The organism is Bacillus sp. RK1064 (assembly GCF_051488405.1).
Taxonomy (GTDB): Bacteria; Bacillota; Bacilli; order Bacillales; family Bacillaceae; genus Bacillus.
In genome coordinates this window covers 2855531-2869002 of record NZ_JBPSCZ010000001.1, presented here as the reverse complement: position 1 = coordinate 2869002, position 13472 = coordinate 2855531, and the positions used below count along the sequence as shown (strand labels likewise).

16 protein-coding genes are annotated in these 13472 nt (G+C 44.2%); 1 reads left to right on the top strand and 15 read right to left on the bottom strand.

Annotated features, from left to right (window positions below):
* Positions 1 to 24 precede the first annotated feature (24 nt).
* From ACSSTM_RS14610 to ACSSTM_RS14570, 9 genes are all read right to left on the bottom strand, one after another.
* Positions 25 to 1485, bottom strand: a complete 1461-nt coding sequence (locus ACSSTM_RS14610) for a tetratricopeptide repeat protein (RefSeq protein ID WP_309415906.1) — start codon at positions 1483 to 1485, stop codon at positions 25 to 27.
* 130 nt (positions 1486 to 1615) lie between these two features.
* The gene (hisIE, locus tag ACSSTM_RS14605) at positions 1616 to 2245 is read right to left on the bottom strand and encodes a bifunctional phosphoribosyl-AMP cyclohydrolase/phosphoribosyl-ATP diphosphatase HisIE (protein WP_309415908.1); all 630 of its coding nucleotides are present in this window, start codon (positions 2243 to 2245) and stop codon (positions 1616 to 1618) included.
* Positions 2242 to 3000, bottom strand: a complete 759-nt coding sequence (hisF, locus tag ACSSTM_RS14600) for an imidazole glycerol phosphate synthase subunit HisF (RefSeq protein WP_106038167.1) — start codon at positions 2998 to 3000, stop codon at positions 2242 to 2244. The genes hisIE and hisF overlap by 4 nt, the downstream gene beginning before the upstream one ends.
* Positions 2997 to 3734, bottom strand: a complete 738-nt coding sequence (gene hisA, locus ACSSTM_RS14595; protein ID WP_095285753.1) for a 1-(5-phosphoribosyl)-5-[(5-phosphoribosylamino)methylideneamino]imidazole-4-carboxamide isomerase — start codon at positions 3732 to 3734, stop codon at positions 2997 to 2999. Before hisA ends, hisF begins: the two co-directional genes overlap by 4 nt.
* Complete coding sequence (hisH, locus tag ACSSTM_RS14590; RefSeq protein WP_437404221.1) at positions 3731 to 4369, bottom strand: imidazole glycerol phosphate synthase subunit HisH; 639 nt, start codon at positions 4367 to 4369, stop codon at positions 3731 to 3733. The genes hisA and hisH overlap by 4 nt, the downstream gene beginning before the upstream one ends.
* On the bottom strand, positions 4369 to 4953 hold the full coding sequence (gene hisB, locus ACSSTM_RS14585) for an imidazoleglycerol-phosphate dehydratase HisB (protein WP_034660084.1): 585 nt from the start codon (positions 4951 to 4953) through the stop codon (positions 4369 to 4371). The genes hisH and hisB overlap by 1 nt, the downstream gene beginning before the upstream one ends.
* A complete protein-coding gene (gene hisD, locus ACSSTM_RS14580; protein WP_034660085.1) occupies positions 4950 to 6239 on the bottom strand; it encodes a histidinol dehydrogenase in 1290 nt (429 codons plus the stop codon). Before hisD ends, hisB begins: the two co-directional genes overlap by 4 nt.
* On the bottom strand, positions 6236 to 6877 hold the full coding sequence (hisG, locus tag ACSSTM_RS14575) for an ATP phosphoribosyltransferase (protein ID WP_003213329.1): 642 nt from the start codon (positions 6875 to 6877) through the stop codon (positions 6236 to 6238). Before hisG ends, hisD begins: the two co-directional genes overlap by 4 nt.
* The gene (locus ACSSTM_RS14570) at positions 6870 to 8045 is read right to left on the bottom strand and encodes an ATP phosphoribosyltransferase regulatory subunit (protein ID WP_034660086.1); all 1176 of its coding nucleotides are present in this window, start codon (positions 8043 to 8045) and stop codon (positions 6870 to 6872) included. Before ACSSTM_RS14570 ends, hisG begins: the two co-directional genes overlap by 8 nt.
* 233 nt (positions 8046 to 8278) lie before the next feature.
* On the opposite strand from ACSSTM_RS14570, the gene ACSSTM_RS14565 reads away from it, so the two are divergent.
* Positions 8279 to 9073: a C39 family peptidase gene (locus tag ACSSTM_RS14565; protein WP_095285752.1), complete on the top strand. Its 795-nt coding sequence runs from the start codon at positions 8279 to 8281 to the stop codon at positions 9071 to 9073.
* 218 nt (positions 9074 to 9291) lie between these two features.
* Here ACSSTM_RS14565 and ACSSTM_RS14560 read toward each other — a convergent pair whose 3' ends face one another.
* The 6 genes from ACSSTM_RS14560 to lgt form a co-directional block, all read right to left on the bottom strand.
* Positions 9292 to 9933, bottom strand: a complete 642-nt coding sequence (locus ACSSTM_RS14560) for an NAD(P)-dependent oxidoreductase (RefSeq protein ID WP_095285751.1) — start codon at positions 9931 to 9933, stop codon at positions 9292 to 9294.
* Between the two features lie 85 nt (positions 9934 to 10018).
* Positions 10019 to 10447 carry an Rrf2 family transcriptional regulator gene (locus ACSSTM_RS14555; protein ID WP_003213266.1) on the bottom strand — a complete coding sequence of 143 codons (429 nt, stop codon included), beginning with the start codon at positions 10445 to 10447 and terminating at the stop codon, positions 10019 to 10021.
* A 69-nt stretch (positions 10448 to 10516) separates the two neighbouring features.
* Complete coding sequence (locus ACSSTM_RS14550) at positions 10517 to 11035, bottom strand: acyltransferase (RefSeq protein ID WP_060597361.1); 519 nt, start codon at positions 11033 to 11035, stop codon at positions 10517 to 10519.
* Between the two features lies 1 nt (position 11036).
* Complete coding sequence (gene ppaX / locus ACSSTM_RS14545; RefSeq protein ID WP_437404220.1) at positions 11037 to 11687, bottom strand: pyrophosphatase PpaX; 651 nt, start codon at positions 11685 to 11687, stop codon at positions 11037 to 11039.
* Positions 11684 to 12628, bottom strand: coding sequence for a nucleoside recognition domain-containing protein (locus ACSSTM_RS14540; protein ID WP_437404219.1), 945 nt, complete (start codon positions 12626 to 12628; stop codon positions 11684 to 11686). Before ACSSTM_RS14540 ends, ppaX begins: the two co-directional genes overlap by 4 nt.
* Positions 12629 to 12647: 19 nt before the next feature.
* Positions 12648 to 13472, bottom strand: coding sequence for a prolipoprotein diacylglyceryl transferase (gene lgt / locus ACSSTM_RS14535; RefSeq protein ID WP_437404218.1), 825 nt, complete (start codon positions 13470 to 13472; stop codon positions 12648 to 12650).

The following is a 13472-nucleotide window of genomic DNA, read 5'->3' as shown; positions in this document are numbered from 1 at the left end:
AATCTGCTGAATCTATTTACCTATTTAATCGATTAACGCACAAATGACTTGTTCATATTTAGACAGTGTTTGAACGCTGATTTGAAAAGAGGCTGCAATCTCTTTTTTGCTCACAGCTGATTCTTCTTGCTCCTTCATCCATAAATAATAAGATGCTGCTGCCCATGCAGGCGCATTTTTCTTATCTACGCCAGAAGCACGTGCCTGCTGAATAATATGGAATAACCAAAAATAAGGCATATGGCTGTCAGGCTGAACAGCTTCTTCCAAGCTGGATGCCGCCTGTTTTGCGAAAACCGCATCTTCTGAAAACGACCGTTCTTCCATTTCATCTTCGTATAAGAGCAGTTCGATGAATTGCTGTTCGAAGGCTGTTTTCGCTGCGTGTGCATCAAGGACAGATTGAAGAACGTCACGTTCCCCTTTTTGTTTGCTCACATAGTACGCAGTCAGCCGCTCCTCAATGGAGACCATTGGCTCAGTCTCCTCGGGTTTATCCTGCCACGGCTTGATTTCATCTGCATCGATATCTTCTTCGACCATCTTATTCCAAACCGTCTGTGCAAGCGTTTTGTGGCCTGTATAATAAGCTGCGCTTGCGAGCCAGTATAAAAATGTACTATCTCCCTGAAAGCCTGTTTTGTACAAAGAATAAAGCCATTTAAAGGCCCATTCAAATTCTCCAACTAGGGCAAATGTTGCGCCAAGCTTATAACGCTGTTCACTTAATATTGGATACACGTGCGTTAATTGCTTCGCTAACGTATTGACCTTTTCTTCTTCTTTTTCATAATGATAGAAGACAAGCTGGTTGCAAAGGGCATGCAGATTACCCGGATTTTCATGAAGAACCCGGTTCAACATCTCTTTCGCCTGATGGATTTGACCAGAATAAAAATAGGCCAAAGCGAGATTATTATACGCTGACCAAAATTCTGGATACTCAACAATCATCTGTTCCAGCATTTCAATGGCTTCATCAAGCCTGCCGCTTTCTAGCAAGTGATTCGCTTGATCCTGCTTGACAATCAGGTCATCCTGATCGTAAGGAAAATCTTCGTCCTCTTCGTCGCTCATATCGAGCAGGTCGAGGAGATCGGCATTTTCATCTGCAAATTCCCCGTTCTCTTCCAATGAAGCATAGGCAGTAGCTGACTTATATGCCTCTTGAAAGAGTCCTAGATTCGCATAATTATTGGCTTTAAAATAGTGACACTCAGACATGTTTTCATCGATATGTTCAAGTATGAAATCAAGCAGTTCATTTGATTGTTGGTAATGACCCATTTCAGTATAAATAATGGCAAGCTGTGATAGCATTTCTACATTTTCAGGCTCAAGTACGATAGCCCGCTGTATCAGCTTACTCGCTTTAGATAGATTTCTTTCTCTATAAGCTTTTAGACCTTTATGAAAAAAGTAATGCCCATCTTGGAATAGCTGGACGACTTGTGTGTGATTATTTTGAGAAGTGTATTTACTCACCGATACCCTCCATTTCGAACAGTGTACCGTGTGTAGTATAACATACTTCACGAGTCGTCACATAGAACAAAAGAAAAGGAAGGATTTGTTTTTCACTCAAAAACAAAAAGCCAGAGGTGCCCCCGGCTTTTCACTCACCTTGATGACGCTTTTTTAATACTTTTAATACCTCATCAAGCGGCAATTGCTGTTCACGTAATAATACAAGCAGATGATACAGGAGATCGGCTGTTTCCCATTTCAATTCTTCTTGATCCCGGTTTTTCGCTGCAATGATGACCTCTGACGCTTCTTCCCCTACCTTTTTTAGGATTTTATCGACCCCTTTTTCAAATAGATAGGTTGTATAAGCGCCTTCTGGCATTTCTGTCTGACGTTTTGCAATCACCTGTTCAAGTTCATTTAAAATCGCAAAACGATCCTGCTCTTCCGTTTGAATCTTCACGCCTTCTTCCGAAAAGCAGCTATAGCTGCCAGTATGGCAGGCTGGTCCACTTGGTGTGACAAGAACAAGCAGAGCATCTTTGTCACAGTCATATCGAATGGATGTGACTCGCTGAGTATGTCCAGATGTGGCGCCTTTGTGCCAAAGCTCGTTTCTCGATCGGCTGTAAAACCATGTTTCCCCTGTCTCCAGTGTTTTTTCATAGGATTCTTGATTCATATACGCCAATGTCAATACTTCCTTACTTTGAGCATCCTGTACAATTGCAGGTATCAGGCCTGCCTCATTAAAGGATAATTCGTTTGCCTGTTTCATCTGACCTTCACCCCGTGTTCTCTCAAGTATGTTTTTACCTCTTGAATTGAAGTCTCTTTATAATGGAAAATGGAGGCTGCTAATGCTGCATCAGCTTCTCCTTTTGTAAATGCCTCCAGCATATGCTGGGCATTGCCAGCGCCTCCCGAGGCAATGACAGGCACGGTGACGGCTTCTGACACAAGCTTTGTTAATCGATGATCAAAGCCTGTTTTCTCACCGTCGGCATCCATACTTGTCAGTAAAATCTCTCCTGCTCCCCTCAGCACGGCTTCTTTTGCCCAATCGCTGACCTCTATATCCGTTTGACGGCGCCCTCCGTGTGTGTAGACCATGTACTCTTTTTTCTCTTCATCGTACTTTGCATCTATTGCGACGACGATGCACTGGGAACCAAAGAAATCGGCGCCTTCTGAAATCAGTTCTGGTCTTAAAACTGCCGCTGTGTTCACAGATACTTTGTCTGCACCCGCTCTTAATAAGCGCTTCATGTCATCAAGGTGGTTAATTCCGCCGCCTACCGTAAAAGGGATGGCAAGAGTGGACGCCACTTGCTTGACCACATCCACCATCGTTTTCCGGCCTTCATGAGAGGCAGAAATATCAAGAAAGACAAGTTCATCCGCACCTTCCTCATCATACATCTGCGCTAATTCTACCGGATCACCAGCATCCTTTAAGCCGAGGAATTGCACCCCTTTGACCACACGCCCTTCCTTCACATCGAGACATGGGATGATTCGTTTTGTCATCATACGCGGTCAAGCCCTTCAATTGCTTCAGCTAAAGTAAACCGCTTCGTGTAAAGGGCCTTTCCAATGATCGCACCAGAAACACCTGACTGTTTTTGTGCTGACAGCTTTTGAAGATCAGCTAGCGCGCTTACACCACCTGAAGCAATGACTTGTTTGCCGGTAGCTTCCGCTAAGCGAACTGTACTTTCCACATTGGGTCCAGACAGCATGCCATCCATTTGAATATCCGTGAAAATAAAGACCTCCGCGCCTTCCTTTGCCAATTCTTTGCCGAGTTCCTCCGCCTTCACTTTCGACGTTTCAAGCCACCCCTCAGTCGATACAAAGCCATTTCGCGCATCGATCCCAATCGCTATTTTCTCCCCATATTGCGCCAGCATTTTTTTCACAAAGGCGGGATTAGAAACAGCGGAGCTGCCAAGGATGACTCTAGCTACACCTTTGTTTATATAAAAGGCAACGTCTTCTTCTGTCCGAATGCCGCCGCCAATTTGTACATTCACATCTAAGGATGAAGCAATCGCCAGTACATGCTCATGATTGACGCGATTCCCTGCTTTCGCACCATCTAAGTCAACGAGATGAATCCACTTTGCTCCTTCATTTGCAAACCGCGCAGCCATATCAAGCGGCGAATCTCCATAAATGGTTTCTTGATCATAATTTCCTTGCACAAGCCGTACACATTTGCCATTTCTCATATCAATCGCTGGATACAATGTAAATTCACTCATTTGTTCACCCTCTGTTCGTTTGCTAATTGAATAAATTGTTTGAGCAGCGCCATTCCCGTTGTACTGCTTTTTTCAGGGTGAAACTGTGCGCCAAGCACATTCCCCTTGCCGACAACTGCTGGTACTTGAACGCCATAATCCGCACTTGCTAATTGCTCTTTTGGATTCATATCACTTACATAATAAGAGTGAACAAAGTACGCAAATCCTTCCGGTACACCATCAAACAATGGGGAGGGCTGATGAAATGTGAGCTCATTCCACCCCAGATGAGGCACCTTCAGCCTTTGCCCATCCTGGTCGCGATCCTTTAAAAGAACGACACGCCCTTTTAACAGCCCCAAACCTTTCGTACGTCCTGCCTCTTCACTTTCTTCAAATAACAGCTGCATCCCAAGACAAATACCAAATAGCAGCTTTCCTTCCTGCACAACTTGGTGGATAAACTCTTCAAGTCCTGTCTGTTTTAACAGCTGCATCGCATCACGAAACGAACCGACCCCAGGCAAAATATAAGCATCTGCCTTTTTGAGCTCCTCCACATCAGAGGAGACGATATAACTGGCACCTGCTCGTTCCAGTGCTTTTGATACGCTGAACAAATTTCCCATTCCGTAATCAATGACTCCGATCATTAGAGCATCCCCTTTGTCGAAGGAATCCCTTTCACACGTGGATCAATGGTTGTTGCCTCATCTAGGGCACGTGCCATCGCTTTAAAAATGGCTTCAATCATATGGTGCGTATTGGTTCCGTAGTGAACAATCACATGAAGATTTATACGAGCTTCTAGCGCAAACTTCCAAAGAAACTCATGCACAAGCTCTGTATCAAAGGTACCGACCTTTTGACTTGGAAAGGCCGCTCTCATTTCCAAATGAGGGCGATTGCTTAAGTCGACCACGACCTGGGCAAGCGTTTCATCCATCGGAACAAAGCTGGAGCCATACCGCTTAATTCCCTTTTTATCACCTAACGCTTCCTTAAACATTTGCCCAAGCACGATGCCGATATCTTCTGTTGTGTGGTGATCATCAACATCCGTATCTCCTTTCGCATCGACGGTCAAATTAAAGTGTCCATGCTTCGTAAATAAATCAAGCATGTGTGTCATAAAAGGGACATCTGTTTGAATATCTGCTTTTCCTTCCCCATCAATCTCTAACGCTAACGAAATATTCGTTTCATTTGTTTGTCTCGCTGTTTCCGCCTGTCTCATGACGATTCCTCCCGCTTTCTCGATTCAATCGACCTTGCATGCGCTTCGAGCCCTTCTAATCTGGCAAAAGCCGCAATGCTATCCCTGTGTGTCTCAAACGCTTCTTGACTATATGAAATAATGCTCGTTTTCTTTTGAAAATCGGTCACACCAAGCGGGCTGGAGAATCTAGACGTTCCGTTGGTTGGCAGCACGTGATTTGGTCCTGCAAAATAATCTCCCACCGGCTCAGGGCTATAACGCCCTAAAAAAATCGCCCCTGCATGCTTGATTTGACCAAGAAGTGATTCTGGATATGCTGTCAGCACTTCTAAATGCTCTGGCGCTAACTGGTTGACGACGTCTACTGCACGATCCATGGAATCTGTCACGTATATACGGCCATGATTTTGTATGGATTGTGCGGCGATTGATTTTCTTGGCAAGGTATCCAGCTGCGTTTTCATCTCAGCCTGCACGTTTTCAGCAAGTGTCTTAGACGGTGTCACCAAAATACTAGATGCCAGTGCATCATGCTCTGCCTGCGAAAGTAAATCGGCCGCCACCTCACGTGCCATTGCTGTATCGTCTGCTAGAACAGCAATTTCACTTGGACCGGCAATCATATCAATGTCTACCTGGCCAAATACTTCCCGCTTTGCCAGCGCTACATATATGTTGCCTGGACCTGTGATTTTATCAACAGACTGGATGCTTTCTGTTCCATAGGCAAGTGCCGCAATCGCCTGCGCACCGCCCATTTTATACATCTCAGAAATACCGAGCTCCTTTGCAGCAGCCAGTACAGCGTCTGAGAGATGGCCATCTTTCCCTGGAGGTGTGACAAGGACAATTCGTTCAACACCAGCGACAAGCGCCGGAATCACATTCATTAAAACAGATGAGGGATAAGCAGCTGTTCCGCCGGGGACATACACACCGACTGCATCGAGCGGTGTCACCTTTTGTCCAAGCATCGAGCCATCCTGCTGGTGATAAAACCAAGAGGATGTCAGCTGACGCTCATGGTATGTGCGAATATGACGGATAGCCGTTTGGATCACCTGAATCATGGCTGGGTCCATGCGTTCGGAGGCTTTTGTCATTTCCTCCTCTGTGACAAGCGGATCTTCAAGCAGCACTCCATCAAATTGCTTTGTAAAAGATTGTACCGCTTGATCACCATTTAGCCTCACTTCTTGTATAATCCGCTGAACAGCCAGGCGCTGCTCTTCCGTGCCTGTATCTAAAGTCCGCTTGAGTGAGAGTGTCTCTGTCTCACCTTCTTGTATGTAGGTGATGTTCATGATGTTTCCTCCCCTTCAATGATTCTTGCAAGGCGCTGCGCCATTTCATCGATCACCGCATCCTTCATCCGATAGCTCACAGGATTGACAATAAACCGTGACGTAATATCACAAATATGCTCCGTTTCAACAAGTCCATTTTCCTTGAGTGTTTGACCTGTAGAGACAATGTCAACAATACGATCGGCGAGTCCGATGAGCGGTGCTAATTCAATGGAACCATTCAGCTTAATGATCTCCACCTGCTCCCCTTGTTCTCTAAAATAGGAAGATGCGACATTTGGGTACTTTGTTGCCACACGCGGCGCGACACCGCCCCAGCTGGCTCCCGGTAATCCGGCAACCGCTAAATGGCATTTGCTGATGTTTAAATCGAGCACTTCGTACACATCACGAGCTTCTTCGAGCATGACATCCTTCCCTGCAATGCCAACATCCGCTACACCGTGCTCGACATAAGTTGTCACATCCATTGGCTTCGCTAAAATAAAGCGGAGGTTTTCTTCCGGTACATCAATGATTAACTTTCTTGAATCCTCGAATTCCTCTGGCAGCTGATATCCCGCCTGTCTCAACAACCCAGCTGCTTCTTCAAATATCCGGCCCTTTGGCATCGCCATCGTCAACACTTTACCCATTTGACTCTCCCTTTCTAGCGCCGATAAAATAAGTCACCTGCTCAAATGCCTTGGTCATCGCGTCAATATTTTCAATCCCTGCTAAGTCTTGCAGGACGATCTTTTTCCCTTTTGACCGCTCCTTTTCTGCAAAAGCAAAAGCCTCCAGCCGTTGTTCTTTACTAAAAATCACTGCCTCCTGCGGCTCATTGATTTCTTTTGCATCAAGCGCTTCAAGCAGACGGTCTAATCGAAGTCCGAATCCTGTAGCTGGTGCAGGTGCATCAAAATGAGCCAGCAATTGGTCATATCTGCCGCCACTTCCGATGACTGACCCAACATGATCTGCAAATACTTCAAACAAAATGCCCGTGTAGTAGCTCATATGACTCACCATGCTTAAATCTAAACGGATATATTCTGTACAGCCGTAATCTTCAAGTGTCTCCCAAAGCGATTTTAACTGTGTGAGCACCTCTTTTCCCTCTTGTGAAACGACGATTTCCTTTGCCCGCTCTGTGACTTCCTGGCCGCCTCTTAACTCTAAAAGCTGTAACAGCCTCGTTTTATCGATGGAGGAGAGTGGCAATTGCTTCACATGCTGGCGGTATCCTACATAATTCTTTTCATATAAGAATCGGCGGAGGACGTTTGCACGCTCTGTATTTCCCAATACATCTACAAATAACGTCTCTGCTAAAGCGACATGCCCGATCGCGATTTTGAAGGACTTTAGCCCGGCATTTTTTAATGCAAATACGACAAGCGCGATCACTTCAGCATCTGCACTAATCGACCCATCACCAATCAACTCAATTCCGACCTGCTCAAATTCTGATGGCCTTCCGCCTTCTCTTTCCTGCGCCCGGAACACATTGGCCGCATACCCAACGCGAAGCGGATACGCCTGTTCATGAAGCTTTGAAGCCGCCACTCTCGCAATAGGTCCCGTCATATCAGGTCTGAGTACAAGGGTTTGCCCGTTCTGATCTAAAAGCTTAAAGAGCTGTGTATCTGTAATCGCCGATTGAACACCGACTGTATCGTAAAATTCAAGCGTTGGTGTCTCCATCAAACGGTAACCCCAGCCATTCATGACCTCTGTTAATGAATGTCTCACTTTTTTCTTCGTCTCATACAATCCTGGTAATGAATCCCGCATACCATATGGTTTCTCAAACATAAACATGCTCTTCTGCACCTCCAACACATTAAAACAAAAAATTCCGAATCCTTTAGTTCGCTAATATGATAATATGCTAACAAAATAAAGTAATTAAATCAATCATTTTTATTTTCTCTCTATTTTCATGAAAAATTTGTGGAATTATTACATTCAAGTGACACCTTTCCCTTTTCTGCATGTTTGATAAAAGAACGTGCTATAATACTTAAAAATATTGAATAACACAGGAGATTACAGTGAAGTTCATCCAGACATTAATCTTAACTTTGTTGTGCGCATGCCTTGTTTATTTCGGCTTTATATACGTGACACAAATCGACCAAGTCAAGAAGGCAGCTTCACCACACGAAGCAGCCAAAGAAAAAGAAAACGATACGGCACTCGCAGCTGAAGAAACACGATCAACAAAAAAAACAGACAACACATATTCTTCTTTAAAAGGAAGTAAAAAAGCCATGGACGTCATCCTCTACAATCAAATGGATGCCCCAAAGCTTTATAATGGATGCGAAGTCACAAGCTTAGCGATGCTTCTTCATTACAGCGGCTATGAGCAAGTGACGAAAGACGCATTGGCAAATGAAATCAAACGTGTTCCGCTCAATTATGAAAATGGCTTAAAAGGAGACCCGCATGACGGGTTTGTAGGCGATATGGAGAATGGACCAGGTCTTGGTGTTTACCATGAGCCTATTTATCAGCTTGCGAAAAAATATGCGGGCACTCAAGTCGTCGACTTAAGCGGAAAACCTGTCAAAAAAGCCATCTATCAATCACTTGAAAAAGGGTATCCTGTTTGGGTGATTACCACATCCACCTTCGACAAAATAGATAACATCGAAACATGGAATACACCAAATGGCAAAATAGATGTGAGCTTTAATATGCATAGCGTGGTCATCACGGGCTATGACAAGGAACATGTCTACCTAAATAACCCATACGGAGAAAAGAATCAAAAAGTCGATCGCGATCAGTTTGAGGATTCTTGGGAACAGATGGGCCGGCAGGCGATTATCATTAAAGCGTAGAACACCTTTCTCATTGAAAACATGAAAAAAACATCCTCTAGCCGTATAGAGGATGTTTTTTCATGATGATCTTTCTAGTATTTCCTTCAGGCGGTCTTCAAGCTTTGCAGCTGTCATTACTCCTCCGCCTACAATGAAGTATTCAACCTTTTTTTAGTAAAAATGAGAGATAATTCGTTAGACTTCTCACTCATGGTTTTTAGCAGCAGTGAAACGACTTATTCTGCTTCAGATACAACGGTAAAACGTTCTCCAACATGGGCAGCCTGCTCAATTTCATCGACAAGGGCAATGGCGTAGTCGGCATAGCTCACATAGCTGTCACCTTTAGAATTGACAATCAGCTGGTCTTTCCCTTTCACATAAGAACCTGTGCGTTTGCCTGCTGGGTCAAAGAATGCAGCAGGGCTGAGGAAAGTCCATTTTAATCCTTCGGTCTGTTGAAGATCTTTTAGGTTTTCACCTTGCTGTGAAGCAGTCGCCACATACTCCTTTGGAAATTCTGGTGTATCAACAAGTCTTGTTGTTTGAGCCTCATCAACAAATAGACTGCCTGCTCCGCCCACAACGATTAAACGCGTATCGGGTACCTCTTTCAAAATATCAATAAGCTTTTTCCCAGCCTCTACGTGAAGGTGCTCTTGTCCAGCAGGTGCACCAAATGCATTGACGATGACATCAAAGCCTTTGATGTCTTCTGCTTGTAAATGAAACACATCCTTCTCGATAACAGCTACGGATGAATCAGTCACCTTTTGTGCATCTCGAACGATGGCTGTCACTTCATGTCCTCTAGATTGAGCCTCTTTTACAATTTCCTGTCCTGCTTTACCTGTAGCGCCAATAATACCAATCTTCATATGAATTCCTCCTGTAAAATGATTTTATTTGATAAATAAAGGTGTAACCAGTATAGTTACAACAGAGGTAAAAAAAATTGAATAATCATCCAATTTTTTTGATTAACACCTGCGTTAGTTCACTTAATTTGATCTCAGCAAGCACTTGCTCCATCGCACTTTGAGCGCGGCACAAGATTAACTCAAGCACAGCCTGGATATTCGCACCGATCGGACAGTCAGGATTTGGGCTTTCATGGATTTGAAACAACTCTCCCTCATCCACCACTTCAACCGCTTTATACACATCAAGCAGCGTGATGTCGTCTTCACTGCGGTTCAGCTGAGAACCACCTTTGCCAAGACTCGTTGAGATTAGGCCTGCTTTTTTTAATTTACTCATAATGCGGCGGATGACCACTGGGTTTGTATTCACACTTCCCGCGATATCCTCCGATGTCTGTAATGATCCTTTTTCAAGTGATAGCAAGGCCAGAATATGGACAGCGACAGTGAATCTGCTGCTGATTTTCATGTTTTCTCACCTCTGTTGTAATCATTATAGTTACACCATAACATATTGTCAACAAAAAAGTCTGCCGAGCTACTCAGCAGACGTAGATTGACGTGCTTTCATTTCTTCTTTCGTATAAATCATGCGCATTGGATTTCCTCCAACAAATGAGCCTGCTGGAACATCCTTATGAACAAGTGTACCAGCCGATACGATCGCCCCATCCCCAATGGTTACACCAGGTAAAATGGTTGAATTGGCTCCAATTAAGACTTCATCACCAATATAGACTTCCCCAAGTCTGTATTCTTTAATCAAATACTCATGGGACAAGATGGTCGTGTTATAGCCAATCACACTATTTCGACCGACCGTGATTTTCTCAGGAAACATGAGATCCACCATGACCATTAAGGCAAACGCTGTATCCTCGCCGACCTTCATACGAAGAAAGGTTCGGTATATCCAATTTTTCATTCCCATAAAAGGCGTGTACCGTGCTATTTGAATGAAAATAAAGTTTTTCACCACTTTGAAAAAGGGAACCGTCCGATAGACTTGTCGTAACGAATTGACCCCTTTTACAGGATAACGATCTGTTTTTCTCAACTCAATCAGCTCCAACAATCGCCAGGAGATCACTCATTTTCTTCAGCATGAAATCAGGGCGATGCTTTAAAAGGGCCTCTTCTCCCTTAATCGTCCAAGCAACACCTGCTGTTTTTGTCCCTGCCGCTTGACCAGACAAAATATCGTGATAATTATCGCCGACCATCACCGCTTCATACGGATCACTGCCAAGCTTGGATAATGCCAGCTGGACAGGTTCTGGAAGCGGCTTCTCATTTTGGACATCATCGAGCGTCACAATCACCTCAAAGAATGGCTCTAAACCTGTCAGCTTCAAACCCATTAAAACCGTATCACGTATCTTTGTTGTGACTATCCCAAGTTTAAATCCTCGATCCTGCAGCTCTTTTAATGTATCTAAAACAGTCTCATATTCAGTCACAAGCAGATCATGCTGTTGATGATTAAACGTTCGATACATCTGAATCATATCATCCGTTAGCTCAGGGTCCATCGCAGAGAATGTATCAAACAATGATGGACCAATGAAATGAAGGATCTCTTCACGGCTGTACTGACCAGGATAATAATGATCAAGCGTATGTTGAAATGAAGCAATAATTAATTCATTCGTATTGATTAATGTGCCATCTAAATCAAATAGCACGGTGTTAATAGTTGATTCGTTCATATGGCTTCCTTTCTAACAGCTGCAAGCTCCCGCTTCCGCCAAATATAGCTAATGGCAGCTGTTAATAAAATAGCAGATATCAGACGGATGACAAGAAGCGGCCACACAGGAATCCCAAGTGGAATAAATATCAGCGTATCTTCGACCACTGCATGGCAGGCAACAAGGAAAATAAAGGCAAGGGTTAAATCCTTTTTACTCACGCCGTCCTCTTCCACTGCCTTCATCATCACGCCGGCTCCGTATGCCAGACCGATGGTTAATCCAGCTACCATTGTCATCGACGTATTTTCTTTCATTCCAAGCATTCTCGTAAATGGAGACAGCCACTTAGACAGCGTATGGAGCCATCCTAAATCTCTCATGAATTGAATGATGATCATGAGAGGGATGACGATACAGGCGAGCTGGAGCACACCGAGTACGGCTTTTTGTAAAGCGAGAAGGACAATCATGTACCAGCTGGAAGGCACATCAGCCGTCTGAGCTGCCGTCAGCAGTCCATATTGTGCCGGCTCCTGGCCTCCCTGCCAAACGAGATGAATGACAATAGCCGAAATAACAGCAAGGCTGATTCTGACCAGCAAAATGACAGACACTCTGAGTCCAACCTTTGCTGCCACTGTCGATTCGATGATCAGGTTATGGCAAAAGGACAGCATCACGGCCAAAATGAACACTTCCTTCACAGGAAGATCTAGTGTCAGAATGGCTGCTATGCCTGCATACAAGTTCAGCACATTTCCTAATACAAGCGGAATGGCCGCTTCTCCTGAAAGACCAAACAACCCCATAAATGGCCGTATGAATTGTATGATCCAATCCATAACAGGCGTATGCTGCAAGATACTGACGAGAATGGTAACCGGAAAGATGACTTTTCCAAGTGTCCAAGTTGTCGATAGCCCTGCTTTTAAGCCGTTTTTCCATGTCTCTCCCATCTCTTCTGATCCCCCCTGCTTAATTCGATGAGTTGTTCTCTTTATACGGAATCGATGCGTATCCTTTCATTCTTCTAAAGAACATCAGCAGAACAGCCACTGCAAAAATGGCAATCGAAATCATTTGAGCGATTCGTAGATGTTCTGTCAGCATCAAGCTGTCCGTTCTCATCCCTTCAATGAAGAAACGACCGATTGAATACCAGATTAAATAAGACAAGAAGATTTCGCCTCTGCGCAGCGATGTTCTGCGTAATAAAATCAAGATCACAACACCGGCAAGATTCCATAATGATTCGTATAAGAACGTTGGGTGATAATAGGTCCCATCAATATACATTTGATTAATGATAAACTCTGGCAGATGCAAATTCTCTAAAAAGGCTCTTGAAACCGCCTCACCATGCGCTTCCTGATTAATAAAGTTCCCCCAGCGACCAATCGCCTGCCCTAGTAAAATACTAGGTGCTGCTACATCGGCTATTTTCCAAAAGGATACCTTTTTCACTTTTGTAAAGACGATCGCTGTCAGCACAGCACCTATCAGCCCGCCGTGAATAGCAATTCCGCCATTCCAAATCTTAATGATTTCATTTGGATGCTGCTGATAGTAATCCCATTCGAAGGATACATAATAAATTCGTGCACTAATAATGGCTATTGGAATGGCAAATAAGATTAAGTCAATAAACGTATCTTTATTGATTCCTCTCTTCTCACATTCTCTCAGTGCAAGCCAGAGTCCCAGCAAGGCTCCGACCCCAATGATCACACCATACCAATGAACCGAAAGAGGTCCGAGCTGAAAAGCAATCGGATCAATTGGCTGAATCGCTTCGTTCAT